At 55.9% G+C, this 25,758-nt stretch carries 23 protein-coding genes and 2 pseudogenes; 14 read left to right on the top strand and 11 right to left on the bottom strand.

Going from position 1 to position 25,758, the window contains the following annotated elements:
* Positions 1 to 98: 98 nt before the first annotated feature.
* The 3 genes from E4S61_RS24810 to E4S61_RS24795 all read left to right on the top strand — a co-directional run bounded on the left by E4S61_RS24810 (position 99) and on the right by E4S61_RS24795 (position 3,265).
* Complete coding sequence (locus E4S61_RS24810) at positions 99 to 1,526, top strand: DUF58 domain-containing protein (RefSeq protein ID WP_135306457.1); 1,428 nt, start codon at positions 99 to 101, stop codon at positions 1,524 to 1,526.
* On the top strand, positions 1,523 to 2,065 hold the full coding sequence (locus E4S61_RS24805; protein WP_135306456.1) for a hypothetical protein: 543 nt from the start codon (positions 1,523 to 1,525) through the stop codon (positions 2,063 to 2,065). Before E4S61_RS24810 ends, E4S61_RS24805 begins: the two co-directional genes overlap by 4 nt.
* A gap of 333 nt (positions 2,066 to 2,398) precedes the next feature.
* Entirely contained in the window at positions 2,399 to 3,265 is an 867-nt protein-coding gene (locus E4S61_RS24795) for a hypothetical protein (RefSeq protein WP_135306454.1), read from the top strand.
* Between the two features lie 27 nt (positions 3,266 to 3,292).
* Here E4S61_RS24795 and E4S61_RS24790 read toward each other — a convergent pair whose 3' ends face one another.
* From E4S61_RS24790 to E4S61_RS26435, 3 genes are read right to left on the bottom strand one after another with little or no spacing between them, the layout of a single operon-like run.
* Positions 3,293 to 4,291, bottom strand: coding sequence for an AAA family ATPase (locus E4S61_RS24790; protein WP_135306453.1), 999 nt, complete (start codon positions 4,289 to 4,291; stop codon positions 3,293 to 3,295).
* Positions 4,284 to 5,342, bottom strand: a complete 1,059-nt coding sequence (locus E4S61_RS24785; RefSeq protein WP_135306452.1) for a DUF4350 domain-containing protein — start codon at positions 5,340 to 5,342, stop codon at positions 4,284 to 4,286. Before E4S61_RS24785 ends, E4S61_RS24790 begins: the two co-directional genes overlap by 8 nt.
* A complete protein-coding gene (locus E4S61_RS26435; protein WP_135306451.1) occupies positions 5,342 to 5,617 on the bottom strand; it encodes a hypothetical protein in 276 nt (91 codons plus the stop codon). Before E4S61_RS26435 ends, E4S61_RS24785 begins: the two co-directional genes overlap by 1 nt.
* Before the next feature lie 236 nt (positions 5,618 to 5,853).
* Here E4S61_RS26435 and E4S61_RS24775 point away from each other — a divergent pair, with 236 nt between their 5' ends.
* From E4S61_RS24775 to E4S61_RS25785, 7 genes are all read left to right on the top strand, one after another.
* Positions 5,854 to 6,897, top strand: a complete 1,044-nt coding sequence (locus E4S61_RS24775) for a hypothetical protein (protein ID WP_135306450.1) — start codon at positions 5,854 to 5,856, stop codon at positions 6,895 to 6,897.
* Between the two features lie 438 nt (positions 6,898 to 7,335).
* A complete protein-coding gene (locus E4S61_RS24770) occupies positions 7,336 to 8,880 on the top strand; it encodes a PGF-CTERM sorting domain-containing protein (protein ID WP_135306449.1) in 1,545 nt (514 codons plus the stop codon).
* A gap of 119 nt (positions 8,881 to 8,999) precedes the next feature.
* On the top strand, positions 9,000 to 9,740 hold the full coding sequence (locus E4S61_RS24765; protein WP_135306448.1) for an ABC transporter ATP-binding protein: 741 nt from the start codon (positions 9,000 to 9,002) through the stop codon (positions 9,738 to 9,740).
* A gap of 119 nt (positions 9,741 to 9,859) precedes the next feature.
* Positions 9,860 to 10,963 carry an FtsX-like permease family protein gene (locus E4S61_RS24760; protein ID WP_209309608.1) on the top strand — a complete coding sequence of 368 codons (1,104 nt, stop codon included), beginning with the start codon at positions 9,860 to 9,862 and terminating at the stop codon, positions 10,961 to 10,963.
* A complete protein-coding gene (locus E4S61_RS24755) occupies positions 10,960 to 12,189 on the top strand; it encodes an ABC transporter permease (protein WP_135306446.1) in 1,230 nt (409 codons plus the stop codon). The genes E4S61_RS24760 and E4S61_RS24755 overlap by 4 nt, the downstream gene beginning before the upstream one ends.
* Positions 12,190 to 12,803: 614 nt before the next feature.
* A complete protein-coding gene (locus E4S61_RS24750) occupies positions 12,804 to 13,418 on the top strand; it encodes an SRPBCC family protein (protein WP_135306445.1) in 615 nt (204 codons plus the stop codon).
* Between the two features lie 127 nt (positions 13,419 to 13,545).
* Complete coding sequence (locus tag E4S61_RS25785) at positions 13,546 to 14,469, top strand: hypothetical protein (protein WP_167768639.1); 924 nt, start codon at positions 13,546 to 13,548, stop codon at positions 14,467 to 14,469.
* A gap of 259 nt (positions 14,470 to 14,728) precedes the next feature.
* Here E4S61_RS25785 and E4S61_RS24740 read toward each other — a convergent pair whose 3' ends face one another.
* Genes E4S61_RS24740 through E4S61_RS24730 form a run of 3 tightly spaced genes read right to left on the bottom strand, consistent with a single transcriptional unit; the run spans position 14,729 to position 16,700 of the window.
* Positions 14,729 to 15,565, bottom strand: coding sequence for an ABC transporter permease subunit (locus tag E4S61_RS24740; RefSeq protein ID WP_135306444.1), 837 nt, complete (start codon positions 15,563 to 15,565; stop codon positions 14,729 to 14,731).
* On the bottom strand, positions 15,562 to 16,503 hold the full coding sequence (locus tag E4S61_RS24735) for an ABC transporter ATP-binding protein (protein WP_135306443.1): 942 nt from the start codon (positions 16,501 to 16,503) through the stop codon (positions 15,562 to 15,564). Before E4S61_RS24735 ends, E4S61_RS24740 begins: the two co-directional genes overlap by 4 nt.
* Before the next feature lie 2 nt (positions 16,504 to 16,505).
* Positions 16,506 to 16,700, bottom strand: a complete 195-nt coding sequence (locus E4S61_RS24730) for a hypothetical protein (protein ID WP_135306442.1) — start codon at positions 16,698 to 16,700, stop codon at positions 16,506 to 16,508.
* Between the two features lie 117 nt (positions 16,701 to 16,817).
* Between E4S61_RS24730 and E4S61_RS24725 the strand changes: the two genes are divergently transcribed.
* Positions 16,818 to 17,663 (top strand): winged helix-turn-helix domain-containing protein, encoded by an 846-nt coding sequence (locus E4S61_RS24725; protein ID WP_135306441.1) that lies wholly within the window; start codon positions 16,818 to 16,820, stop codon positions 17,661 to 17,663.
* A 348-nt stretch (positions 17,664 to 18,011) separates the two neighbouring features.
* Here E4S61_RS24725 and E4S61_RS26430 read toward each other — a convergent pair whose 3' ends face one another.
* From E4S61_RS26430 to E4S61_RS24705, 4 genes are all read right to left on the bottom strand, one after another.
* Complete coding sequence (locus E4S61_RS26430; RefSeq protein ID WP_245180950.1) at positions 18,012 to 18,164, bottom strand: hypothetical protein; 153 nt, start codon at positions 18,162 to 18,164, stop codon at positions 18,012 to 18,014.
* A 200-nt stretch (positions 18,165 to 18,364) separates the two neighbouring features.
* Positions 18,365 to 18,775, bottom strand: coding sequence for a hypothetical protein (locus tag E4S61_RS24715; protein WP_209309606.1), 411 nt, complete (start codon positions 18,773 to 18,775; stop codon positions 18,365 to 18,367).
* 13 nt (positions 18,776 to 18,788) lie between these two features.
* On the bottom strand, positions 18,789 to 19,700 hold the full coding sequence (locus E4S61_RS24710; protein WP_135306440.1) for a ParA family protein: 912 nt from the start codon (positions 19,698 to 19,700) through the stop codon (positions 18,789 to 18,791).
* A 586-nt stretch (positions 19,701 to 20,286) separates the two neighbouring features.
* Positions 20,287 to 21,579 carry a tyrosine-type recombinase/integrase gene (locus E4S61_RS24705; RefSeq protein WP_135306439.1) on the bottom strand — a complete coding sequence of 431 codons (1,293 nt, stop codon included), beginning with the start codon at positions 21,577 to 21,579 and terminating at the stop codon, positions 20,287 to 20,289.
* A gap of 279 nt (positions 21,580 to 21,858) precedes the next feature.
* Between E4S61_RS24705 and E4S61_RS26425 the strand changes: the two are divergent.
* Positions 21,859 to 22,694 (top strand): annotated as a pseudogene (locus E4S61_RS26425) (site-specific integrase); the annotation flags it as partial.
* Between the two features lie 189 nt (positions 22,695 to 22,883).
* Here E4S61_RS26425 and E4S61_RS26905 read toward each other — a convergent pair.
* Positions 22,884 to 23,170, bottom strand: a pseudogene (locus E4S61_RS26905) (maltose acetyltransferase domain-containing protein); the annotation flags it as partial.
* A gap of 165 nt (positions 23,171 to 23,335) precedes the next feature.
* Here E4S61_RS26905 and E4S61_RS24690 point away from each other — a divergent pair.
* Positions 23,336 to 24,475 (top strand): alanine racemase, encoded by a 1,140-nt coding sequence (locus E4S61_RS24690; protein WP_209309605.1) that lies wholly within the window; start codon positions 23,336 to 23,338, stop codon positions 24,473 to 24,475.
* 165 nt (positions 24,476 to 24,640) lie between these two features.
* Positions 24,641 to 25,540, top strand: coding sequence for an NAD(P)-dependent oxidoreductase (locus tag E4S61_RS24685; RefSeq protein WP_135306438.1), 900 nt, complete (start codon positions 24,641 to 24,643; stop codon positions 25,538 to 25,540).
* Positions 25,541 to 25,758 lie beyond the last annotated feature (218 nt).

Here is a 25,758-nt window from a genome sequence, read left to right as displayed (position 1 = left end):
GCAGGGTTCTGTATCCCCTCCCTACTCACTCATTTTCCTTGAGGAACGGGACTAAGAACCCAATCGGTTAACTGTCTCGCTTCGAGACACACGGACAGATGCGGGTCACGCGTCGATACTGGGTAACGGTCGGCCTCGTTGGAGCGCTGGCGCTGTGGGCAGTCATTCTGGATCGCCCACTACCATTGATCGGCGCAGCGGGACTGACAACGTGGCTCCTTATCCGACAGTACCACTTCGTCCGCACAGCGCGTGGTACTATCTCGGGTATTACCGTCACACAGCAACTTGACCGAACGCGGGTGACAGCCGATGAGACGACGCTGGGGACACTTCGTGTGCAGACAGCCGGACAAGTGACTCCCCGTCTGCGGGTTGGGACTGAACCCCCAACTGGTGGGAGCGGCGATCGCGTGTTCTGCCAGCTCGTTCCAAATGATCAGACGGCACAGGAAACGTTCGAAGTCACATGGCCTGTCGCTGGCGCGTTTGAGTTCAGCAAGCCCACGCTCATGATGACAGATGAGCTGGGTCTTTTCAAACAGACCACCACTATGGGGAACGCCCCCTCGATAACCGTCGAACCACGGACACCCCGGGACATCCATATCGGCGAAGGCGGCGATAGAATCGCCAGCGGATTCGGGGAACACAATGCTGGCCAAACGGGTGGCGGTCTCTCCCCGGCCGAAGTCCGGAAATACGTCCCGGGAGACAATATCCGCCGCATTGACTGGAAAGCAACGGCCCGCCTTGATGAACCCCATATTCGAGAGTTCGAGGCTGAGACAGACCTCGAAACCACCCTCCTCGTTGATCACCGTGCAGCAATGGGGAGCGGTCGAGAGGGGGAGACAAAGTTTGATTTCGCTCGACAGGTAGCACTGGCGATGGTTGAGAGCGCGCAGCGTCTCGCCGATCCGCTTGGTTGTTACACGGTTGGTGATGGTGGCCTCACGAACACATTCGATCCCAGTACGGACAACGATCAGTACCGGACAATTACTCAGTGTTTGCGAACGATTCAACCAACCGATGGGCAAGCTACACAGAGCCACAACGACGTCGTCGAGCCAGCAGCTGCCCGCCGAACCGCAGCGCAACTACCGAGGGGAGATCCGTTCGGCGATCGACTGCGCCCCTTCTTCGAAGACTCCAGCACCTATGTCCAGCGTGTCGCTGACCAACCACTATTCGCGGCCGCCAAGACAATGTCGGCGCACCTCAGTGGGACAATCCGAACGATCATCGTGACTGACGATACACACCGAACTGAGCTTCGAGAAACGGTGAAAGTCGCACGCAGACATTCTGGCCAGGTTGTCGTCTTTCTCACACCGAGCGTACTCTACGAGGAAGCGGAATTGATTGCTGTTGAGGAAGCCTATCGACGGTATACTGAGTTCGAGGAATTCCGCCGCGAACTTGCCGCGCTCGGCAACGTCAACGCCTTTGAGGTGGGCCCACGAGACCGTCTTACGCGCGTGTTGGCAACTGGAAAGCGACAACAGAGGGCCCAGCAATGAGTTCGGATGGGAACCCAATCCAACAGGACCGCACAGCGGAGGAGACAACGCTGCAGTTAGGGCCCTCGCGACGCTGGGGGGCGACGTATGAGTGGCCCGGTGTTGTCGTTCTTTTTGCCATCCTGGCCACCCTTTGGTCACTCGACGGCCGTCTCGGTGTCGCAGCTTGGCTCGCAATCGTAGTCAGCTGGGTTGTCTTCCCACCGATAGTCGCTGTCGCTATCGGTCAGTTCGCCCTCCTCGCACTCTCACCTGCTGATGCAGGACTCCTGGCGGTACTCCCGACCGAAGCCGGACTCTTTGGATTGCTCGTTGCAGACATCATCAGTAGCGACCATTCCAAGGCTGAGTGGGCACTCCTGATTGGTGGACTGCTTGCATTGAGTACATCGCTACTGGCACTTACGGCAACGAATGGGCTCCTTGTTGCCGTGCTAGTCTGTCTTGCTGTTCTCGCGATGGTCTCATATCTCCTCCATCGATACCTGCTCTTGGGCCTAGGGCATCTCTCACCGATAGCTGAAAACGGGAATTCTTAGGAAACAGAGCGAGACAGGACAGTAAGACCACTTGACAGATGACCGTGACTACGAGAAGCGCCATCTATTTGTCAATGGATTTGTATTAACTGCCATGCCCGTAATGTCGAGCGAGGATTTTGCGATTCATACTGACAAATGTGTGGCTGCTGAAGAAGGGATGCCAATCTCGTCGCTCCCAGACGAAGTCACGTCAATCAAAGATCTAGAGTGTGAGTGCTGGGACAAATTCGAGTCACTAGACGAGATCTGACTGCTCATACAGGGAAAGCGATACAGTAATCCGCCCAGGCTTAGCAGGCATGTGACGAAGACGAGGCGTCGGAGACGCGCATGAGTACGAATGGACAACTCGACGACGGCGACGCAGATCATTCACGTGAGGAGTTACTGACACAGCTTGAGCTCCTCGCGGAGGAAAACCAGCAGCTGAGAGAATCGTACGCGCGGGCGAAACAGACTCAGTACCAGCGGACTGCACTCGGGCTTGGCGTAGTTGGTGTCCTCGCTGTGATTGGTGCAGCAGCCGTCCCAACCATCCGTGATGTGTTGTTGGCACTTGGTGCAGTCGGGCTGTTCGGTGGTGTTCTGACGTACTACATTACGCCCGAGCAGTTCGTTTCGGCAGATGTCGGCCGCGACGTATACACCGCCCTAGCAGGCAATGAAGCTGCCCTCGTCGAGGAGCTCGGCCTCACAGCGGATCGAATCTACGTGCCACCAAGTCCAGCTCACGACGATGTTCGGTTATTCGTTCCCCATGACCAGATAGACGCACTTCCCAACAGAGATGCTCTCGACCGAGTTGTCATCACGGACGAAACCGGGGCGAAAGGCGTCGCCCTAGATCCGAGTGGTGGACCACTCTTTCAGAGTTTCAACGCCGCACTTTCAGGGGGTCTCGGTGAGACACCAGCCGACCTTACAGAACAGCTCACCGATGCCCTCGCCGAACAGTTCGAACTTGCTAGCGCAATTACCACTGATATCGACCCCGACGGCCAGCGACTGACCGTTGGCATTACCGACTCAGTGTACGGTCCTGTCGACCGATTTGACCACCCCGTTGTTTCAGTACTTGCGGTTGGGCTTGCCACTGGGCTAGACGAACCGATCTCAGTAGACGTCACGGAACAGACAGAGGGGCGTGCAGCATATCTGGTGACATATCGGTGGGGCGAACAACAGGGCCACACTTGATCGGCGAGAAATCGCCCGCAAGAACCCTTACTCACCGCTTGCGTCTGGCGGCTCCTCAGTCAGAAGGTCTGCATCCGTTACTTTCCCCTCTGGCGGAGTCACCGACGATCGTAGGTCTTCAATAACATTAGCGGCAGTCACGTCGCTGAGATCGGCATCTGTCGTGAGAACAAGTCGATGGCGAAGGACCGGGTCGATTAACTGTTTGACGTCATCACTAATGACGTAATCCCGACCGTGAATCGCGGCACGAGCTTTCGCCGTGTGGAGGAGTGCAAGCGAGCCACGCGGGGATGCCCCGTGGGCAACATCGGCATGATCACGCGAGGCAGCGACGATTTCGAGAATATAGTCCTGCACGACATCCTCTACGTGGACGTTTGTGACTACGTCACGGGCGGCCTGTATTTCGGCCGTGGATACGACCGCATTAACATCTTCTGGCCCCATCGTCGGTGCACCATTGAAACGCTCAAGTAGCGCTCGCTCGTCATCGGCATTCGGGAGATCAACCAGGAGTTTCTGTTGGAAGCGGTCGCGCTGTGCTTCGGGCAATTCGAAGGTCCCCTCCATTTCGATGGGGTTCTGTGTGGCAACGACGAGAAACGGTTCCGGGAGATCGAGCGTCTCCCCGTCGATTGTCACATGGCGTTCTGCCATCGCCTCTAAGAGTGCAGACTGTGTTTTCGGCGTTGCACGGTTGATTTCGTCGGCCACAACGACGTTGGCGAACACCGGCCCTCTTCGAAGTTCGAACTCACCCGTTTCCTCTCGATAGACGCTCGTCCCAGTAATGTCGGCTGGGAGGACGTCCGGAGTCATCTGGACGCGGTTATACGTCAGACCGCTTGCCCGTGCAAAGGTATTAGCTAACGTCGTCTTCGCAACGCCGGGGACACCTTCGAGGAGAACATGGCCGCGAGTCAATAGCGCAATCGTGAGTCGCTCGACTTGCTCGTCCATCCCCACAAGCACTGTCGACACTTCAGCAGCAATATCGTCTGCGAGGCCAGCGGGATCAGTCATCGCTCTCCCGTTTTCCACGACGTTTCATCAAACTGTTTGTTACGCGCTCGACTCGTTGTGTGTCCCAATCAGGATGGCGAGCCTGGATCGAGGCGGCGATATCGTTATTCGAGAGCGTTGGGGACTGGCTTGGTTGCGTTCGCCATGCCCGAAGCCGTTCGAGCAGCCCTACTGGCTGGGATAGTACAATGAGTGCGAGTACGGACAGACTCCCCACGACAAAGGCAGCTACCCCTGACTGCTGTAGCGCTAAACGCGCCGCGACCAGTGGGGGTACTGCGTTGGTATGGGAAATGTCGAGCAGGACGTGGTTGTGGGTGCTGATGATAGCCTGGAGGAAGGCCGCATTATCGCTCCGTTCGAGCATCGAATTGAGGAAGAGACTCGGGTCACTGATGACGAGGACGGTCCCTTCGCCGACGGATTCCACCGTAACAACCGGTCGACGCTCCAGCACTTCGGTATCGTCGAGTTCCCCATTGCCGTTGGTATCGAGATAGCTAAACTCAGAGGACGCCAGCAATGGTGTCGCGTTGCCGGGTTCGACGACACTGCCATGGTTGAGCATGATGCCATCGACTCCCCTGGTATAGGTGTGGTTTGTTGTCGCAGTTGCTCGCGGGAACGCCGGACTTGGCCCAGCACGTTGTTCATCGCGCAGTGGCGTGCCGGTAACACGGGCTTCTGCGCCAACGGCTGCCAACAGTTCATTTCCATGGGTGCCATAATCTTCTGCGACTACCAGGGTCCCTCCTGAGCGGACAAACGAACGGACAGCATGCACGTCCTCGCCATATGATTCGTCAGGAGAGAGTGCTACAGCGACGGTTCGATCTGGAGCAACCGCTCGGTACGCACTGACGTTACGCGCGATCGTCGTCTCAGTCCCATTGGCTTGGGCAGCGGCTCTGACCTCCGATGTCCCGTCCCAAGCCGGGTTGTACGCTCCAAGCGACGCCGAGGATGTCCCAGCTGCGACGACCAGCGTGAGCGCAAGCGTCGCGACGAGCACAATCAGTAACAGCCGCGGATATGACCGATCCTTGGGCATTAGATCACCCCCGGCGGCAGGATAGCGAGGATACGCCGAATCACGATATACCCAAAGACCAACAATCCAAGACCGATGAGCCACTTCAGGCGGCTTCGCCACGTCGGTGTGACAGCGAAGGGTGCAGTCAACTCAATGATTACGAGAAAGCCAATCAACGACACCACGAAAAACAGTTCCAGCGATAGCGACCCTAATAGAGTGAGAATGAGGACGGCACCGACCATCCATGCGACGTTTCCCGCTACAAATCGGTGTCGCCGTCGCGTCGCCATTACCCGCACGTCTGCGTGTAGTGGTTTGTAGCTGTCGGCTTGAACGGACGGCCGGTCTCGTGTCTCTGATCACCAAAGGACGGTCTCCACTCTTGGGGGAGCTAACGGAATTAGGTCTTCTATTCAAATTAATGATATAAATTCGAATTATTAGTGACTGTAAAGAATACATGTAAGTGGAAAATGAAAGACTACAAATCCAAAAGCATGAGTAGCTCTCCGGTGATGAGTCTTCCATGACACTACTCCGCAGTCGGTATCTGCTTTTCATCGTCCTTGGATCGCTACTCCTGGTCCCTCCAGTGACCGCAGTCTCCGGGTACGATTTGTCGGGGGACCCATCGATAGAAACACCGTCACGGACGGTCGAATACGACGGACTCGAGTACAACATTAGCTCGGTCTCACGAATCGCTGCCGATGAGGCGATGACAATTACGGCTGACGTTCCCGACGGGACAAATTATAATCTGAATCTGCGAGGGCCAGACAACGAACTCATCATCAGCGAGAGCAAAACTGGGGATACCACACAAACCCTCTCGTATTTCGGTGCTGGCGAAGCGGGGACCTATGCTGCGACCATCCAGACTGATGGGAACACCGTTGCTGTCTATCCGATCGTCATCGCGGGCTATGATGTGACTGTCAGCGGACCGGATAGCGTTGAAGCCGGGGAGTCTGCAACATTTGAAGCTCAAGTTTCGGAACTCGATGTCGAGAAACACTCGTCACTAGAATCCGTTGAAATCGTCGTTGGAAACGATGATACCTACGTCACGAAGGAAATGACCAAACAAGGCGGAAGCTACACGGCAACGGTCCCCACTGATAAGTTCGAACCAGGAACCTACAACGCCTATGCTATCGTCCAAGGCGATGAAGAAGTCCGCCAGCGAGCAGAGATTCTTGGTGTCAGTGCCATCTCGGAATTGACACTATCTGAAGCCGATCAATCCACGACTGCTGGCGGCGGCGACAGTGGTGGCGCAGAATCAACCCCTTCGACGCAGACTCCATCCTCGACGGCCGAACCCTCCACCGACGAAACAACCAGTACCGAGCCGTCAGCGACCACCTCCTCTCCAGCGGCTGCAACTCCGGGAACGAATACTGAATCCGAATCAGCTACCGAGACAACCACGGACGAGAGTGGTGTTATCGCACCATCGACGCAAACACCAGTGGAGACAACAGCGGGGAGTGGCCCTGGGTTCACAGTTGCCGGTAGCCTGATCGCGATTGTACTCTGCCTGTACTACGCCCGCCGCACAGCCTGAACACTAGTCAGCGCTCTCATCACTCGCAGTCAACTGCCACCCCGCGCACGGTGGCGCGGGGCTTGTCTAGCTTGTCATTGAAAACACATATTATGAATGTGTCATATATCATCTTTATTAACAACTGATATATACTTGCGAGTGTTCGCAGTGGTCAGTAGGAAGACCTTTCGCGTTCAAAATCGCCCCCTAGCGAGATAATTGAATGGTCTCGCGACCAAGTATTCGCCGCATGGATAACCTTCTTAAGGACGGAACTTGACATTAAACATATCTCACATGATTAGCAGTAAGCGGCTCCTAACGGTACTTCTCACAGGAGTAGTCCTACTTAGTGGGGCTCTCTCTGGAGTTGCCCTGGCGGATAGTCACGCACAAAGCAATCCATCTAATATCTCGGATTCACAAGTATTCGAGATTAGTGATAGCGGACAGGTGATGGGCTGGGAGCGTGCCGCATTCACGCTTCGAACCAACGATACGGACGCTGCAACCCAGATACCTGCACCAGGAGCGGTCTATGGCGAGGAGTTGGGCAGCGGCAATTCCTTTTCGGACACTAACGATGGGGCCAACACAAAGCGGATGGTTCGGGATTTCAATGGGGAGCGCAATCCGATTGGGATCCACCAGAGTGGTGAGGACGTCAGCATCGCTTTCGATGCTGATCAGGCCTCCAGCGGCAACTACGAGGACCTCTACGGTCAGGACCGTGTCCAGTTGGTCGCAGCCCGGATGAAGCCTGAAGAAGGCGATGGAGTTCCGGTTACCTCCGACGGCGCCATCGAGTTGCTCTCTGATGTCGACAGCGCAAATGAGAACGCCTCCTTCCAAATGCTGGACGGGTCGGCAGCGCTGGACAACGAAGGCCAGCTCGAGACTTCGGAGTCCTTCGGCGCAGGCCACTATGTCGTCTTCGCAGTGGTTCATGAAAACGGTGCAGACGGCATCAGCGTTAACAGTAATAACAAGATTTCAGTTGACGGCAACGTAGTGCTTGTTGGGATGGACCAGCTCACGGTTCAGACAGGCTCAGCGTCTGTTGATGCTCCCTCGGATAAGAATCCCGGTGACAGTCTCACGTTCGGCGTTGATTCCTCCGAAACCTTCGACAGCAGCAACGACGGCGAGATGACTCACATCGTGGCTGTCTACGAAAAGGATACCTTCGAGAACGCGCGCTTTGACTCCGTCGTCGATCAGAGCGAGCTAGGAAGCGACTTCGCCCAGTCCGAGGACATGGAACTTGAACACTCCATCTCCCATATTAACGGTGTTTCGGACGTCGAAGATGGCACAACGTTGAACCAGAACGACCTCTCGGAAGGGCAGGTTGCCCGACAGGTCGAGTTCGGGAGCATGGTCGACTTCATCGCAAACGATCTCGACGGCGAGACGGTCCGCACGGATAATATCACGGCCGGTGGTGCGAGCAACACCGAGTACGAGCAGATGGATGCTTCGCTGACGGTCGTCAACGGTGAGAATCCGAGTACCGATGTTACGGTCGATACCTTCGGAAACTTCTCTACTGGTGAATACCAGTACGTCGTCATCTCGATGCAGGACGACAACGACTCGCAGCTAAGCTCAACGACAGGGACCATCGAGCTCGAATCCGAGTCTCGGAATGGCGGTGGTGACGGCGATGGGCCGCGCCACGGGAACGGCGATGATGACGATGACAGTGATGGCGACGATGGCGACGACGGTGATAGCGACGATGGTTCGGATGAGACCGATACGCCGGCTGATCCGGACGAGCCGGGAGACACTGACACCCCTGATACCCCCGACACTCCTGACGAACCGGAAACGAGTGAAGAGCCGGCTGGCGGAGACGGTGGTGACGGTGGCGATGGTGGAGACGGCCAAGATGGTGACGAAACCCCGACCAGCGGCGATGGGCCTGGCTTCACGGCCGCAATCGCCCTCGTCGCTCTCGTTGCAGCCACACTGTTGGCCGTTCGACGCGATAACTAACTGAAACCCACGTTCCTTCTTTTGGTGTGTTGTACTAGCAGTGGTGATACTGGTCGAGACAGTGCCCAGCAGATATGACAAAACCATTATCACCGGCCCGAGTTGAATTCCGCTAACAAATGGGTCAGCATAGCCAACCAACTGAGACAAAGACGAAGAATGCGTCCGTCGTCAGAGGTGAAAACGTTGGTCGAGAGTATTCTCGAGGTGGCGGTGGTTTTTTCTCACGATCGGCAGCGCCGACTGTCCGCGCACTCGACGGTGTCTCAGTGACGATTCACCCCGGTGAAGTCGTCGGCATTGCTGGTCCAAGTGGTAGCGGCAAGTCAACGCTACTGCACCTACTCGCAGGACTCGATGTCCCGACATCAGGCACGATTACACTAGCCAGGGAAGACGTTGCCTCTCTCTCGGCACGACAGCGAGCAGCCTTGCGGCTTGAGCATGTTGGCATCATCTTCCAGCGGTTTCACCTGCTTGATGCGCTGTCAGCCCGTGCGAACGTCGCGCTCCCGCTTGTCGAACTTGGGAGAGGGAAGAGCGCACGTCGTGAACGCGCTGAAGACCTCCTGACTGCTGTTGGCCTCGAAGAGCGGATCACCCACAAGCCAGGGCAACTCTCCGGCGGCGAGCAACAGCGTGTCGCTATCGCCCGGGCACTGACAACCGACCCCTCATTAGTGGTAGCCGACGAACCAACAGGCGAACTCGATACGGATACCGGCGGACGTGTTCTCGATTTATTGGTCGATATCGCTGATGAACAGGCTGTCGTGCTTGCGTCCCACGATCAACAAGCGCTGGATGTGTGTGACCGTATTATCCATCTTCGAGATGGTCGCATTGAGAGGAACCATTAAGCGTGGGGCGTCGACGGTCACTCTTCGGACTGGCGTGGTATCGCGTTCTTGGACGCCTCCGTATCGCTCCACAGCGCGTATTGCTGAGTATCCTTGGCGTGGCTATTGCGATTGGATTGATGGTTGCCGTTTCTGGGGTTGCGCTTGGACTGAGCTCACAGTCCGTCGTCGAAAGCGAGGGAGTCGACTACTGGGTAGTGCCTGAACAGTCGAGTGTCGAATCGTTGGTTGTCTCCACCGGTGGAGTTCAATTGGGTAACGTCCACTCGACTAGTGCGGCACTTGCCCAAGATGACCGCGTCGACTACGCCACCCCAGTCTTGTTAAAACTCATACCCGTACGAGATGTTACCACTGGTGAACGGAGCTACGTCCTCACTGTCGGTGTCATCCCGGCCCCAGAGACCAGTGTACTCGGATTCCCCAGTGGTGACCTTACGCCCGGTGACCCACATTATGCGAACGGTAGCTATGCTGGTCCATGGACTGGCGAGGCAATCGTAAACGACGCCGCAGCAACGCTCACAAATGCCTCAAATGGAGATGAGCTTACCGTCGCCCGTGGGAGTACCAACCGCTCGTTCAACGTAACGAACGTCACTACGGGAGGGACCCAAACAGCGGGTGGAACTGTCCCGATGATGGTCGTCCACCTCAGTGAGCTACAGAGTATAACGGGTGCAGCGAACGGTGACGCAGCTGATCAACTACTTGTCAGCACCAACGATCCGTCCGTTCGGTCGCTTATCGAGGGCCGCTATCCGAAGACGACTGTCGTCACACGAAGTGGATTATCAGCCCAAGAGCTTTCGACCTCAAACCTTCCTCTAGCAATCGCCACTGCAGCACTTCTATCTACAGTTGTCATCGGCGTCCTCTTCCTGACAACACTGATTGGCTTAGATGTGGGTGCTGACCGTGAGCAGCTAGGGACACTCGCAGCGATTGGGTTTGCTAGCCGTTCTCGGTCGCTATTAGTCGCAGCTGAGACAGTCCTTCTCTCATTGCTTGGCGGTGTCGTCGGTGTCGGTATTGGTTTCCTCGGTATTCTGGGTGTGAATGCACTCGGAACAGCGGTGTATGGTGTTACTGTTGTCGCTGTGTTCGATCCGTTGCTTGGGGTCTATGCGCTCGGTGTGGCAGCGTTTATCGGCCTGATTGGCGCCATCTATCCGGTCATCTTGAGTCGCCGAACCAGTGCACTGGAGGTGTTGTCAGGATGAGCAGAGTGTCACGACTTCGTGCTCTTCTTGGTGTGGCTGGGGCACAGCTGCGTCACGAGCGAACACGGACCGTACTTGCAGTAATGGGTGTAGCGATGGCGGTATTGGCATCCGTCCTCTTGGCAAGTGTCGGTCTTGGCGTGATGAATACCGGCGAAGAGAAATTCGATGAAGCGGGGCAAGACATCTGGATAACTGGCGGTCCCGTTGAACTGCAGCCTGGTACGGTTGGAGGGTTCGAAAATTCACTAATTGGTGCTCACGAGCTGGAAAATGAGTTAGAAGCACGAGATGATGTCAGGGCAGCGGTTCCATTTATCTTTCAGACACTGTATATCAGCACCGATAGTGAGGAGTTTGAGACGGTAATCGGTGTCGGCGCGGGTACGCGAGGTGGCAATATTAATTATATCGCTGGTGGCCCAGTTGATGGTGGCGACTCTCATTATGCGAATGGCAGCTATGACGGTCCGATGCAACATCAGGTGGTCATTGATCAACAAGTAGCAGCTCAGTACAACCTGTCTGTTGGCGACACGATATATCTTGGTGGCACTCTCGCAACTGCTAATCAAAACGAATTTACAGTCGTCGGAATCTCTCAAAGCTTCTCACAGTTCGTTGGTGCCCCAACTGTCACCATACCTCCCAGTGAGATGCAAGAAATTACGGGGACAACGGCGAGTGATCGAGCCACTATGATGTCTGTCAAAGTCGCTGATGGCGCGGACGTCGAGACGACTGCTACAGAACTCCAACGTGACTACCCGCAGTACACTGTCCGGACGAATCGCGAGCAGTTGCAGTCGATGTTACAAAATCAGGCAGTTGTCCTCGCAAGCGGGCTGAGTCTTGTTGTGATGGCGGTCGTTGCAGGTGTTTTGCTGCTTACAAATATCCAGCTCTCCTTTGTTGCTCGCCATCGCGAAACATTTGGCGCGCTTACTGCCATCGGGACTTCTCGGCAGTCATTGGTCGCCGTGGTTCTCGCAAATACGCTTGGGATCGGAATTCTCGGCGGCGCGGTGGGAATTGGACTCGCTATTCCCAGTATCTGGGGAGTCAATCAAATTGCAGCCGCACTGAGTGGATTCGAGAACGTGGTTTCCGTATCGAAGCCGGTGTTGATCGCTGGCTTCGGGGTGGCATTAGCTGTGAGTGTATTCGGCGGTGTCGCTGCGACGCTGTATCTATCTCGAATTTCACCACTCTCGCAGCTCCGGTGACATTGACATTCTCCTCCGCCTGAAGGCTGAGGAATATCGAGCGTTGGGATAGTACGGTTTGGAGACTTCCTGTTTTATCGTGTTGAACGAGCCGCTCTCGCGGTCGAAGTAGAAAGCTCCGGGCGTCCAACCGGCCGTTACCCTATCCCCCTCAGGAGACTCAGAGCTGTCTTTCGACAGGTTTTCTCATCTTTACGGATGTCGCTGAAGTCGCCAACTGTACTCTTCCTCACACCTTCTTCGACATACTACTGGATGGTCCGCTTAGAGAGTATAGAGGAAGTGTAGTCTTTCGGTGATAGAGAGTGGTCGACGAGCCTTCGCGAGGGGCGAGATTCAAATATTGCATGTGAGATAAAGACTACAACAACCGTCCAGCCGACAATCAGGAGACTGATAGCGTCGGAATCGTGGAGATTGGTTACAGACAATAGGAGTCAGTTAGGTAAAATACACACGGAGCGTACGGCCTCTATGAGCTGACCGACGTGACCATACTCACCAACTTCGGACGACTCGAATCCGGTCAACCTGACACCGACGACATGGCCCGGACCACTCAAACGAGGCAGCGTGAGCACCTAAGACTGACCGTGGGTGGTGCTCTCCTCGGAGTGACCTACTGGAAACTCCTCTGCCCGCGGATGCTCAACTGGGGCGCGACGCCAGCAGAGATTGAACGGACATTCCCCGGTGACGAGTGGCTCCCGGCTCCCAACGCCGAATCGACCATGGCTATCGATATCTCTGCGCCGCCTGACGCCGTCTGGCCGTGGCTCGTCCAGCCCGGGCAAGAACAGGCCGGCTTCTACAGCTACGAGTGGGCCGAGAACCTCGTGGGGCTGGGCATCCACAACGCCGCCGAGATTCAGCCGGAGTGGCAGGATCTCTCTGTAGGCGACACGGTTCGGCTCGGCCGCGCTGATCGGTTCCCCGAGGTGATGCTCGAGGTCGCCGCCTTCGACCCCGAGGAGTCACTTGTCCTGCAGACGCCCGACGATCCGACCTGGTGGGTCTGGTCATTCGTACTCGAACCAATCGGCGAGACGACGACACGGCTGCTGGTGTGCTCGCGCATCCGCCTGCCCGAGAACCCGGTAGTTCGAGTCGCCTCCCTTGCGGCCCTTGACCCGGTTTCGTCGCTGATGACTATGGGATGCTCCAGGGAATACGGAGAAATGTACACCTCACGTGAAACTTGCCCGTTCGACCAAAGGCCTGTCAGCTGACCCATCTCTGTCTGCTCATCGATACCAAACTCCGAAGACGACTCTCCACAGGGGGATGTTGGTGGTCCGCGAGGGATCTGGGTCGACGTAGAGAACTAAGAGTGTCCAAACCGGGCTTCCAAGTCAGATGACGAACATCCACGAACGCATCGATATCGGAACCATCCAGGTTAGTGCACTCCTCCTGCGCGATGCGAAGTTCTTCACCCGGTCGCTCGACTCACGAGCGCTCATCGAGGTGGCGAGGGAAGCGGAGGCCAGGGTCGCCGATCTCAGTAGTGCTGGTGAGCGGACTGTGACCGTCGACACACCAATCGGGTCATTTGAGGCGGCGTACATGCCCTGGCAGTGGCGTGGCCCGGATTACCCGACCCTCATCTATCATCATGGGTGTGGTGAACGACCGTTCGACTTCGGGCGGTTCAGTTCGAACTCGTTTCGGCGGTTGTTCGTCGCAACCGACGAAGTGATTCCGGCCAACGTCGTAGCCGTCAGAGCACCGTTCCACGACGGGTCGAACATGGACTATGTCCGCGCGATGGGTGACCTCGAGAACTTCATCGGAATGCTCGCCGCCTCGGTCGGCCTCATCGACGCGATCGCGACACGGGCAAGCGATCGAACCAGTAGCCCGGTCCTCGCATCGGGTATCAGCCTCGGTGGCTGGGCTGTCAACCTCCACCGGGCTTGCTTCGACACTGTCGATCGGTACGTGCCAATCTTCGCCGGGGCCGCGCTAGGCGAGATGTTCGTCTCGTCCGTCTATCGAAAGATGACAGCCGGACTAGCTCAGAGACGGCCGGATCACCTCCGTGAGGTGCTTGACTTCGAGGAGGAGTTCAGAGCCGTCAAGGCGGACAATTGTGCCCCGCTTCTCGCCCGGTACGACCGCATCATTGAGTACGATCGACAACGCTCTGCCTATGCGGGGATGTCGCTGTCCGTACTGGAGAAAGGCCACGTCACTGGATCGCTTGCGACTGAGAGGCTCCGCGAACACGTCTTCCGTGTTCTCTTGGCGTGTGACAGCGACCGAAATGGTCGAGGATAGATATTGAGCAGTCGGTAGCGATCTGAGTGGGTCGTATATAGCGATATTCGTGAAAAAGAACGTCAGTGTTGATCCCTTGCCAATGAGCGGATTTCTAATTTGTACAGGATCAGAACCGATCAGAATCTGAGTGTAGGCTGAAGCCCCATTGTCAATTCAGTTCAATCCCAGAAATCTATGTCCAGGAAGTATGACCACGGTCCTTTTGACGGGCACGACTGGCGTTGTCGGTCGTGGGCTTAAAGCAACTAGACGCCAGTCAGTTCAAATCCGCTCTCTCGAACATCCGGTAGCCGATAATCAGTGGCACGGCGGTCCAGGTCAGGAGGACGAGCGCAAACACCCACCACTCGAGGTAGAAAGGGATTGAACCGCCGAGGAGGTCTGCTGGGCCGGGGATGGACGAATCGCTCGCAACAATCGCTCGTGTCACGAGCGCGCTGTAGGCCCCGGAGGGACTGAGCCCTTCAAGCAACAGGAACCAACCTGGAACGGTCCCGCTGGGCGCTCCCCCCTCGACAATGAGGTGGGCGCCCTGTGGAACCAGATCCCAGAGCAGGGCCAGGCTAAGGTAGCTGGCGATGCCAAGCGTCATCGCCCGCGCCCTGGTCGCCGTCGCCGCGGAGATACCGACCGCGATGCCAACGAAGACGATGCCGAGCACGACTGTCAGGCCGAGGACGGCCAGAAATGTCGCGACCGGGAGCGATCCGTAGGCGAGCCATGTGATGAGGCTGGCTAACATGAAGCCGATACCAAGCCCCGCGACGACGACTGCACTCCGGCCGACGAACTTTCCAGCGACGATGGTACGTCGGTTCGGTTCGAGTCCGAGAAGTATTCGCAGGCTTCCGGATTCGCGTTCTCCCGCGATGGAGAGGTACGCTGCGACGAGGGCGACAATCGGAACGAGCATCGCTGCGAACTCGCTGGCGGCACCGAGGCCCATCAATGCAGACGCCCTCGCTTCGGGGAGCAAGAGCGGGACAGTGGACGTAAGCCCGATCATCACCGTTATGACAGCGACCAGTCCCCAGAGCAGTCGCGACTGTATCGCGTCGCTTAGCTCCCGGCGGGCAATGATCCGCCAGCTCATCGGTCCACCTCCGCACTTGTGACCGCGGTGTCGTCGGTATGGGTGTATTCGGTGAACAGGTCTTCGAGCGATGCTTCACTGGTATCAATATCTAAGACAGTACTGCCGGCAGCCCGTACCGCGTCGATGACCGCCATTTTCGCCAGAGGTTCCGTGCAGGTCGCACGAATGGTATTCCCCTCGACGGTCACGTCGGTGACGCCGTCGATGGCGTCGGCGGTCAGGCCGGTCGGGACCGTGTCGACTGTCAGAGTGAGGGTCGACCCGGTTCCCACAGCATCGCGGAGACCGTCAATAGTGTCGACGGCGACTAGGCGTCCCCGATTCAAGATGCCCACTCGGTCACAGACCGCCTCGACCTGACTGAGGACGTGCGAGGAGAAGAACACGGTGCCGCCATCGGCAGCGTGGTCGAGCGTAATCTCGCGGATGTCACGGATACCATCGGGGTCGAGGCCGCTCGACGGTTCGTCGAGGATTAGGAGGTCCGGATCACCGACAAGTGCCATCCCCAGTGCCAGTCGCTGACTCATCCCCTTCGAGTACGTCCCCGCAGGTCGGGCCGCGGCCGACGCGTCGAGGCCGATCCGGTCAAGGATGACGTCAGGATCGTCCGTCGCTCCCTGCAGGTCGATAGCGAACTCGATGTGGTCCCGTCCGCTGAGTCGGTCGTAGAGGCTGTAACCGTCGGGGAGGATACCGACGCGCTGATGGATTTCTTCGGCTTCTCGCTGGGCGTCGTAACCCAGGACTGACGCAGCGCCCGCAGACGGCCGGATGTAGTCGAGCAACACGTCGATCGTCGTCGACTTCCCTGCGCCGTTTGGGCCGAGAAAGCCGAATACCTCACCGGTCTCAACGGTCAGCGAGAGATCATTGATTGCGTAGACGTCGTGTCCGTAGCGTTTCGTCAGTCCCTCGATCTCGATTGCGGCCACAATCAGTCACCTCCCGTCGATCGACCGACGCGCCCGACGAGACCGACACCGGTGATCGTTGGACCGGACTCGATGACCGACCAGTCGATGACACTGTCGAGACTCTGCCAGAGCAGGAACGTCAGCAGGAAAAACGACGTGCAACGTCGTTTCCGAACCAGTATCTTCAGATTCCACAAAGAACGGTCAGCGCTCATAGCGATGCTGGCGTCGCCGGTGGTTGTAAGTCATTCCCGCAGCCAGTTGCAGTTGTCTAAGTGACATGTCTTAGATCAGTAGACGTAACCGCTGTTCGGCTCAACCGTTCCGTATCGATGTCTCGGACGGGAATCGAATCGGCGTTAGATCTCCTCTCGAACGAGACGCGGTTTGATATCCTCCGTGCTCTCGCCAGCCAGCAGTTTGAAGAGCCCGGTGCATCAGGCATGACCTTCAGTGACTTATTCGCTGAGGCCGCGACCGACGACTCTGGCAATTTCAACTATCACCTGAATCGCCTCCTTGACCGGCTCGTGGTCAAGGAGGGAGAGTGCTACCGCCTCACTCATGGCGGCATCCAGCTGTTCAGCTTGTTGCAGGCGACTACGTACGCGCCAGAGCACGAACACAGGACAATCCAGCTTGATCGCAATTGCCCGCTCTGTCCCGCCGACCTCTCCGCGACATATCGGGAAGGATACCTCGAGATTGGATGTGGTGACCATCTTGTGCTCGAAATCTACGTCCCGCCAAGTTGGATCGAGTCACGCTCGACCGACGCGTTTCTCGACTGTGTGAGTCTACTCTTTCACCACCATATCGAAAAGATTGCAGCGTCCATCTGTCCGCTCTGCTGGGGGGCGCTCGGCCACGGACTCCGGACCGACGAACAACCGTACCCCCTCCAGTACTACTACCCGTGCAGCCAGTGTGGTACCGAACTTCGGTTGGTGCCGCCACAGACGGTCATGCACCACCGCGAGGTGGAAGCGTTCTACCGAGATCGAGGGATCGAACTCCGTGAGACACCGCCGTGGAAACTGTATGATACCTACGGCGAGATGCGTGTCCTCCCCGGGGCTGACGCTCGCGTTGAGTTCGAACTCTCCGTGAAGGGCGACACGACCGTCATGACGGTCGATGGACGAAGCAACCTCCTCGCTTTCGAACCGGAAGGCTGAGCCGAGAATCTGCATCAGCGTCGTCAGAGCCGTGTGACCTGCACGAGCGAGAGCACCACGAGAGGAACGTGGAACGAGGCGTGGGCCATCATTGCGGCCTCGAGACTACGTCACTAAACCAAAGAGGATGCAGCGACCGCGTTCAGGGGCACCGTCCGGACGACCAGCGCCGGGGTGAGGTCAACTGTTTGTGCGAGTGCGGGGAGATGGCCTAGGCCGAATAGGGCAGCGGACACTATGATTGCAGCCCAGACGACAGCCGGTTGCGGGCCGTCCATTCGTCGGCCAGCGACGTACTATCCGACGAACACGAGGATTGATATCAGCCCGAACCGGAGCATGAGTTCCTCAGGAAACCCCGTAGAGGAACCGGACAGGTGTGTATGCGAGGACATCCAGATCACTTGGCCTCGTCGCTCCGATCGCTGACTGGGGGAGATCCTGTGCTACAAACGGCCTCATCACTGCGCCGAGGATGACGATCAGGATACTCCCGAGCATACCAACTCCAACGGTCAGGCCGATGCCCGTTCGCGGCCGCTGGAAACGTCACCCAGTCAAACTCCAGACTTGTGGACTCATTCGTGATAGAATCTATCGCGAAATCTGGTTTATAAATACAACTTCTAGGAATGTCCACGTTTTATCTCAAATCAGTGAATTTCTGTACCACTTTTTCCTGAAGTCACGGAGTCACTGAATCATCGATCTCTTTCTTGGTTGGCCAGCTCCCGGATTTTCTCCTTTGTCTCCTCTCGATGTTCCCCGAACGCTACCTCGAAAATACCCCGGTAGAAGTGCTTGTTCTTCTCGAGCGTAAGGTCCTCCTCGCGTTTCAACTGTTTTTTCAAGCGAGTGAAGGTAACTTCGATGTCTTCGCTTTGCTCTGGCTCGACATAGATCGTCGCTGAGTCCCAGTCTTCACGAATATTGAGATCGTCGGTATTGTCCGACTCACTCGTCGACGATGCAGACTGTTCCGGTGGCGACTGTTCTTTCGACGCTGACGTCGCTTCCGAAGTTTCTGTGTTCTCGGAGGCTTCAGTTGTTTCTTCTGTGTCCGCTGATGCGTCGTCATCTTCGTCAACTGGATTGTCGAACCGCTCGTCCATTCCTCGGGGCATATTAGGCCTCCACCTCTGCCTTGTCGAATGCACGTTCCATCGTCTCAGCAATTTCCAGGAATACGTCGCGTTCGACCTGCTGATCGTTCGAATCCTCCCACTCGAAGATGTCACAGCCGTTGTCCCAGGCTCGCTGTATCGCTACCCGCATTGGAAGTTTAAAAATCGGTGCCATCGATGCGAACGACTCGTCGAACGCTTTCAGGAACTTCTGTGACTGGCCATCGTCCCGGTACATGTTCGCCAAGAGGCCGACGATAGCGATTTCGACTTGTTGACTCTCCTCTATTGACTCGAGTTGGTCCCAGAGGTCATCGAGTGCATCCCGTGAGGTCGCTTGCGTTTGTGCCGCGAGGAAGACGTTCTGGGCGGCGATGAACGCGGCGTCCGTGAGGACCGAAAGGTCTGGCGGGCAATCGATGAGGATGTAGTCGTAGGTATACCCCTCATCAACTAGTTCATCAAGGGCGACTTTCAATGAGAGACGCGCACTTGCATCGTCCATCCAGTCACGTGCGAGTCCCATGTCTTTGTGACTCGGAACGATATCGAAGTTCAGGTGTTCGTACTCGTCTTTGTCGACCACAATTTCGGACAGTGCTGTATCGTGCGTGCGTGGATTGTCGACAAGCACGTCAAGTAGATTCCCGTCGTCAGTAGTGAGTGTATTTGGGAGGTCGTTTTTCGGATTCGATGCATCATTATCGTCTCCGGGGCCGAGCCCGAGGCCCTTCGTCAGGTCAGCTTGCGGGTCCAGATCGATCGCCAGCACGTCATGGCCGCGAGTGGCCAATGCAGCGGCGCTATTAATCGTTGCAGTAGTCTTTCCAGTCCCACCTTTCTGGTTGCCAAACGCGACCGTGGGAATCCCAGTCGAAGGGAAGACTCCCCAGCCACGTGGTGTCTCGGACATAGATCAATCATTGAATCACTGACTCATAAATTTACGTCAGACACTTGGATACTCGATATTTGATCGGATAATTTCGAAAGCTCAGCGTAGCGGGGCTCTAATGGGAAATTTCGCTCGATCACAAGGGGGTTTGAAGCGTATAGATAAATCATTGACTCACTGAATCAATGATTCAATTCTACTGCTAATCTCTCTCGTTCTACCTACAATACGTCCCAAAATATAGGCAACAGCGGTAGACGGGTTCACTATGGGAATCTCATTAAATCAGTGATTCACTGATGCATGGATTCATAGACTCCGAAGGGGTTGTACAAATTCCCTACTCTAAGACTCTGCTATTCATGGAATCCATATCTCATTGAATCAGTAACTATTGCATCCCTTGATACGAGATTCAGTGATTCATTTACGCACTGATTCTCTGAGTTTGTGACTCATTGATTCCAGTATCGCCACTACTTGGTAATCTGGCTCATTGATTCACAGATTCATTGAGTACCTTCTCCGTGACTCACAGCCGAGAGATCCCGTCGCGTCATCTGCAGTTGAGCAAGATGTGTCGCAAGGGTCGACCCAGGGCAGTTCATGCAGTAGTAGTGTCGAAGGCGGCAGCGAGCTGATCGCGCATATATTGTCGACGCAACTTCCGAGCTCGTGTCTCTGAGAGATAGTTCTGTAAAACGACGTCAGCGCTGGCACTCCCCTGTTCGGCCGCTATTTCATCAAGACTACCGAGAACGACATCAAGTGACGCAGAATATGCATCATACCAAAATCGTCGCCCCATCTTCGGCGTAGGTGACACACCATTGATCTCGTCGGGAAGTCCGGCCCGGCTAGCAAGGTTTGTGAATCGATTCCAGACTGTCCATCGTGAGATCGGGTCGCTCGAGGCGTGTGGAGACGGGAAGAGGTAGCCGTCCCAGTCGTCGCGATCGGCTAGTGTTGCAAGACGTGATTCGAGTACGTCTTGTCCATAGAGCAGCGAGACCTCTCCAGGACCGTTCTTTCTCGCTTCAAAGTCGATATATGGGACTGCATCAGTCGGCACTTCGAGAATAAATTGCTGAGTATGCAGGCTGGCAACCTCGTTTGGTCGAAGTCCCCAAGCACATAACGCGAGGATGAGGAGGCGCTCTTCCTGTTCAGCCGCTGTTTGGTACAGTGCTCGGACGTGGTTTGTATCAAGACACGGTGTATCAGCATCATCAGCCGATCCCTGTGACCAGTCAAATTCGTCGTCAAGGCCATCAGCGGGGTTAATCGCGGCCCATTTCCGCCGAACGAGGTGAGCATACCAGTTTGAGACCGCTAAGTGAATCCGACGCTTAGTCTGTCCGCCGTCAAGGGTTGCATGTAGCCGGTCGAATGCTCCCCAGCATGCATCGACCGCTCTGTATGCTGGCATGTCGCTATCACGCGCAACAGGTGTTATAAGGTCGTCTGCATCATTTTCAGCCTGATAGGCTCGAACGTATCGGTTTAGTCGATACTGGAGTGTCTTGATAGACGACTCTGCGAGACCCTTGCGCTCCCGACGAGAAGTGAGAAAGGATTCGAGTGCTTCGATGGTCCGTTCGTGGTCTGTTGCCCAGTCATACGCTGTCTCTTCCATCTGTAACGCCAAATCGTCACGCCAGAACTCCGAGAACGTACGATCGTGATACTCCCGTAGGGCGTAGAGAAGCGGACGAAGGTCATGTTCGCGTAGCCAGCTGTGTGTCGGCTTATCGCGTTCTGGATCGAGGCCATCGGCCGTCATTAGCGGAGCGACGACAGCCCAGTATGCTTCAATGAGTTCCTCGTGGTCAAGCACCGTCCAGGAGACATCGTCGACACCTTCCCAGTCGGAATTCGAGGATGTGACGTCGCTCATACTACTGTACTCCTCGATATCGATTGTTCACTGCTGCGAGCGATAGGTAGGGGACTCGCTGAGTTGTGCTGTGGTTCTATGCGTGGCATTTTCGTATAGTAGCGCGCTTCTCCCAGATTAGATATAGGTTTTGGGGACTAACAGACTGGTGGAGTCTGTGTGAACACCAACGAAATGCATTCAGGTCCCACAACCTATCTTATATCGTATATTGCTATACCAATTCTGCAGAGACAGCTCCGAATGTTCGATTTCTGTGCACGGCCACACTCAGTACTCATCCCCCCGTGGTGTGGCTGATGCGTCAACGAGGGGTATCTCGACGCGCACTACGCACAGCGGGCGAGTGCGATGGCGCCGCTGCCGGAGGACGACGGCCGCAAGCCCCGGGACCAGTAGGTCTGGACGTCCGAGCAGCGCCACGCGCTCACCCGTTGTGTCGACAAGCGGGCCCGCGACGCTATTAAGACGTACACGACGCTCCCGGAAGATACTGAACCCTCTCGACAGGCAGCGAGCGCGATACACAGCGGTGAAAGCCGCTCGTGACCGCACCCTCGTGTTCGTCCTCGCGTACACAGCCGTCCGTGTGGGGGACCTGCTCCGGGACCCGAACGATCCGCGCCGACGCGGGGTCCAGTGGATATATCCCGCCCGAAGACGAGAGTATAGATGTCTATCGGAAGAAACAGCAGTGAGATAACGCAATTATCCCCGATCCGGTAATATATCTACCTCAGAGCTACCGAAATCTGATAGATATATCAACAGAACGGTGACAAGTATTCTCAGCACTCGAATATCAAATACTCTCAACGCTTGTACAGGACTAGATGGCCGACCGAGGGGAACAACCGGATGCAATCGACGAGCGACGTAGCGAGTCCGCTCGTGACCTTTTGTTGGCGCTTGATGAGGACATTCGACTGCCGTCGATCACGGCGGCCGACGCGGGATGGGTGAAGTTCTTGTCCCGGCATCCGGGTACACGGTTGCAGCCCGATATCTCGACAATTCAGAGGAAACGGTGCGAGAGAGGGGACTCACATATCGAAGTCGGGGAATTAGGAGATGTTGCTACAGAAGCCCTTGCTGAAGTCGATTCTGATGTATAAGTAGCGATTGGGGGTAACGATTCCACTGTCGCTCCGTTATCGCCTCACACGCGATTCTCGGTCGTATCGGGAACAGCTTGGGTAGGGGACCTCTTCACTCCCGTTGGCAGTGACAACGACATTATCGAGGCTGTGGACCACTGTTGAGAGATGTTGTCGTATCTGGTAAGTGAGTACGCTGAATCAACCGTCTACCCGACACAGATCCAAGACGATGCAATCGAAGTTCGCGGAGAAGTTCTCACCGACGTGGATGTTGTAGCCATAATCACACCGGAATGGAGGCTCGACGATGCACTCCTCACCAATCGACCCGAAGAGTGCTGTCAGCACTCCCGTCATTCGCTCTGTTCGTGTACTGTCGTACGATTATACCGCATCATGAACTCTCGCGCTCGTTCCCGTTCGGCTGCGAGTTCAGAATCGTCAGCGTCGTACAACTCTTTGCTCAGCATCTTCTCCTTCTTGCTGTCCATGGCTACGGATAGCCTATCGATCCCGACATGAATTCTCGACTCAATCCTGGAAAGATACACTCTCTCTCTCGGAAGTCGATTCGGTGGGACGTACGCGAGGCGAGTCCTCTCACAACCCTTGCATTTACCTACAGTTTATTCCTTCAGGAGTGCCTCCTTCGGGTTATGTCTATGTGGACGACTGACGAGATGAAGCCGACACTCTATCAACCGGTCGAAACCCTCGAAACCCCGGCCTTGCTTGTCGACATCAATGCGATGGAGCGCAATATCGAAGAGTACACGGCGTTCGCCGACGAGAATGACATATCACTCCGCTCGCACGTCAAGACGCACAAGAATGCCGAACTCGCGGCACTTGAGGACGAGATGACTGACGGTGGCGGGATCTGCTGTCAAACACTTGGCGAGGTAGAAACGATGGCGCGAAACGGAATCGACGACATCTACCTGTCGTATCAGGTTGTCGGCAAAAAGAAACTCGACCGGTTTTGCTGGCTCTCGCAGAAGGTCGAGAAGCTGGCGACAACAGTCGATTCGGCCGCGACCATCGATTGCCTACAAGAAGCCGCTCACGAGCACCAAACGACGGTCGAGGTCATCCTCGAAGTTGACGTGGGATTGCACAGGACTGGTATCGATCCAGGCCCCCAAGCCGTGGCTCTCGCGGAGCGGATCGACGAGGCAGCCTACCTCGAGTTCAACGGTATCCTCGCATATGAGTCGCACGTAAAAGCCGAAGCCGCGACTGAATCGGAGTTCGACAAACTGTGCTGGGAAGCGATGGAACTGACCCAGGACGTGGTTGAGGACATTGAGGCCGCTGTAACCTCCGTAGACGAGGTGAAGGTCGGCGGGACAGCGACATCAAGATACAGTGGCAAGCATCCGGTGGTAACCGAAATCAACCCAGGAATGTATCCTTTCAACGATGTCGGCGAACTCGAACTCCGACCGTGGGAGGTGTGGAAAAACGACTGTACAGCGACGGTCGTCACGACGGTCATCTCCGTGCTGGACGACGATCGACTCGTCGTCGATGGAGGTAGCAAAACGTTCTCGTTAGACAAACCGCAAATGCCAGTCCCGAAGAACCGCGACGACATCAAATACGTTAACGCCAGCGAGGAACACGGGTGGATTGACACCAGCGACTCAGACGAGTCGTTCACGGTCGGCGACCGACTAGAATTCATCGTCCCTCACGTCTGCACGACAATCAACCTCCACGACCTCATCATTGGTATCCGAGACGACCGGGTCGAAGAGCTCTGGGAGGTGCAGGCAAGAGGGAAGGTCCGCTAACAGCAACAAATGAATCCAACACGTGTCTACCAACACTATCGTTAGCAGATAGAAGCAGCCACGTTAGGTTCGCAGCCCTACCTAACGGCTGTTTCAGAGGGAAAGGCATCGAATAATAGGATTCAGCAGAGCCCTTTATGTGAATAGCCAGAAGAAAGGCATACGATGACGAGTAAAGTGATCGGGTTTATCGGAACTGGTATCATGGGAAAGCCAATGGCAGAAAACGTCCTTGATACTGGGTACAGTGTTATTGCGTACAATCGTTCACAGGAACCAGTCAAGCAATTGGTTGACCAAGGGGCACGGGCCGCTAGATCGCCTGCAGAAGTTACACGCAATTCAGATGTCGTAGTCACAGTTCTCCCAGATACAGAGGCTGTGACATCAGTTGTTCGTGGTGATGATGGAGTACTTCAGGCGCTCAATGATGAACAGATCTACATCGACATGTCGACAATATCGCCCGCAGCAACGGAGCGCCTTTCAGACGAGGTTGAACAGGAAGGTGCGGAAATGCTAGACGCACCGATCAGTGGTGGAGAAGAAGGTGCTATTGACGGGACGCTCTCGATTATGGTTGGTGGAAGCGAAGACACGTTCGATACCGCCTACGACTTGCTTGAAGCAATGGGCGACACGATTACTCGCTGTGGTGATTCCGGGGCAGGCCAAGTGACTAAAGCTGCAAACCAAATTATCGTCGGTTGCCAGCATCAAGCTGTTGCAGAAGCGCTATTGCTGGCAAAGCAGGGCGGTGCCGATTTAGAACGCGTTCTCGAAGCAATCAGCGGTGGAGCAGCCGCTTGTTGGTCACTCGATGCTCGCGCACCGCGAGTCATCCGCGGGAACTTTGAACCGGGATTCTTCTCGTCTTATCATTACAAAGACCTTCGAATCGCTATGGATGCCGGCGAAGAGTACGGTACGCCGATGCCAGCGACAGGTATCGTCCATGAGATGTATAAGTCGATGGAACAGAAAGGATATGGACAAGATGACCACTCCGGCGTAATTCAGATTATCGAGGATTTAGCAGGTGAAAAGGCCCGTATCGATGAGTAGACGATAATTAGCGGAGAATAAGATCTCTCCGCTATCTCCTCAAAAAGTACTGCAGCTTCCTGTCTATACCTTCTTGAAGAGTTTTAGCAGGGTTAGTCGTCGGCGGGCGCGGCGTCGCCGCCCTCTTCGTGCTGGGCCTTCGTGTGGGGCAGTTTGCCACCGGCGGCGAGGATTTCGCGCTCGCGCTCGGAGGCGTCCAGCGAGGCCGAAGCCTCCCA

The sequence above is a fragment of the Haloarcula amylovorans genome (genome assembly GCF_004681185.1).
Taxonomy (GTDB): domain Archaea; phylum Halobacteriota; class Halobacteria; order Halobacteriales; family Haloarculaceae; genus Haloarcula; species Haloarcula amylovorans.
The sequence above is the reverse complement of the archived record's forward strand: the minus strand, read 5'-3'. Positions and strand labels throughout refer to the sequence as shown.

Excerpts from the sequence above, each read along its gene's own strand:
- E4S61_RS24810 (WP_135306457.1), top strand. The coding sequence starts at position 99 with ATGCGGGTCACGCGTCGATACTGGGTAACGGTCGGCCTCGTTGGAGCG.
- E4S61_RS24805 (WP_135306456.1), top strand. The coding sequence starts at position 1,523 with ATGAGTTCGGATGGGAACCCAATCCAACAGGACCGCACAGCGGAGGAG.
- E4S61_RS24795 (WP_135306454.1), top strand. The coding sequence starts at position 2,399 with ATGAGTACGAATGGACAACTCGACGACGGCGACGCAGATCATTCACGT.
- E4S61_RS24790 (WP_135306453.1), bottom strand. The coding sequence starts at position 4,291 with ATGACTGATCCCGCTGGCCTCGCAGACGATATTGCTGCTGAAGTGTCG.
- E4S61_RS24785 (WP_135306452.1), bottom strand. The coding sequence starts at position 5,342 with ATGCCCAAGGATCGGTCATATCCGCGGCTGTTACTGATTGTGCTCGTC.
- E4S61_RS26435 (WP_135306451.1), bottom strand. The coding sequence starts at position 5,617 with ATGGCGACGCGACGGCGACACCGATTTGTAGCGGGAAACGTCGCATGG.
- E4S61_RS24775 (WP_135306450.1), top strand. The coding sequence starts at position 5,854 with ATGACACTACTCCGCAGTCGGTATCTGCTTTTCATCGTCCTTGGATCG.
- E4S61_RS24770 (WP_135306449.1), top strand. The coding sequence starts at position 7,336 with ATGGGCTGGGAGCGTGCCGCATTCACGCTTCGAACCAACGATACGGAC.
- E4S61_RS24765 (WP_135306448.1), top strand. The coding sequence starts at position 9,000 with ATGGGTCAGCATAGCCAACCAACTGAGACAAAGACGAAGAATGCGTCC.
- E4S61_RS24760 (WP_209309608.1), top strand. The coding sequence starts at position 9,860 with ATGGTTGCCGTTTCTGGGGTTGCGCTTGGACTGAGCTCACAGTCCGTC.
- E4S61_RS24755 (WP_135306446.1), top strand. The coding sequence starts at position 10,960 with ATGAGCAGAGTGTCACGACTTCGTGCTCTTCTTGGTGTGGCTGGGGCA.
- E4S61_RS25785 (WP_167768639.1), top strand. The coding sequence starts at position 13,546 with ATGACGAACATCCACGAACGCATCGATATCGGAACCATCCAGGTTAGT.
- E4S61_RS24740 (WP_135306444.1), bottom strand. The coding sequence starts at position 15,565 with ATGAGCTGGCGGATCATTGCCCGCCGGGAGCTAAGCGACGCGATACAG.
- E4S61_RS24730 (WP_135306442.1), bottom strand. The coding sequence starts at position 16,700 with ATGAGCGCTGACCGTTCTTTGTGGAATCTGAAGATACTGGTTCGGAAA.
- E4S61_RS24725 (WP_135306441.1), top strand. The coding sequence starts at position 16,818 with ATGTCTCGGACGGGAATCGAATCGGCGTTAGATCTCCTCTCGAACGAG.
- E4S61_RS26430 (WP_245180950.1), bottom strand. The coding sequence starts at position 18,164 with ATGCTCGGGAGTATCCTGATCGTCATCCTCGGCGCAGTGATGAGGCCG.
- E4S61_RS24715 (WP_209309606.1), bottom strand. The coding sequence starts at position 18,775 with ATGGACGAGCGGTTCGACAATCCAGTTGACGAAGATGACGACGCATCA.
- E4S61_RS24710 (WP_135306440.1), bottom strand. The coding sequence starts at position 19,700 with ATGTCCGAGACACCACGTGGCTGGGGAGTCTTCCCTTCGACTGGGATT.
- E4S61_RS24705 (WP_135306439.1), bottom strand. The coding sequence starts at position 21,579 with ATGAGCGACGTCACATCCTCGAATTCCGACTGGGAAGGTGTCGACGAT.
- E4S61_RS24690 (WP_209309605.1), top strand. The coding sequence starts at position 23,336 with ATGTCTATGTGGACGACTGACGAGATGAAGCCGACACTCTATCAACCG.
- E4S61_RS24685 (WP_135306438.1), top strand. The coding sequence starts at position 24,641 with ATGACGAGTAAAGTGATCGGGTTTATCGGAACTGGTATCATGGGAAAG.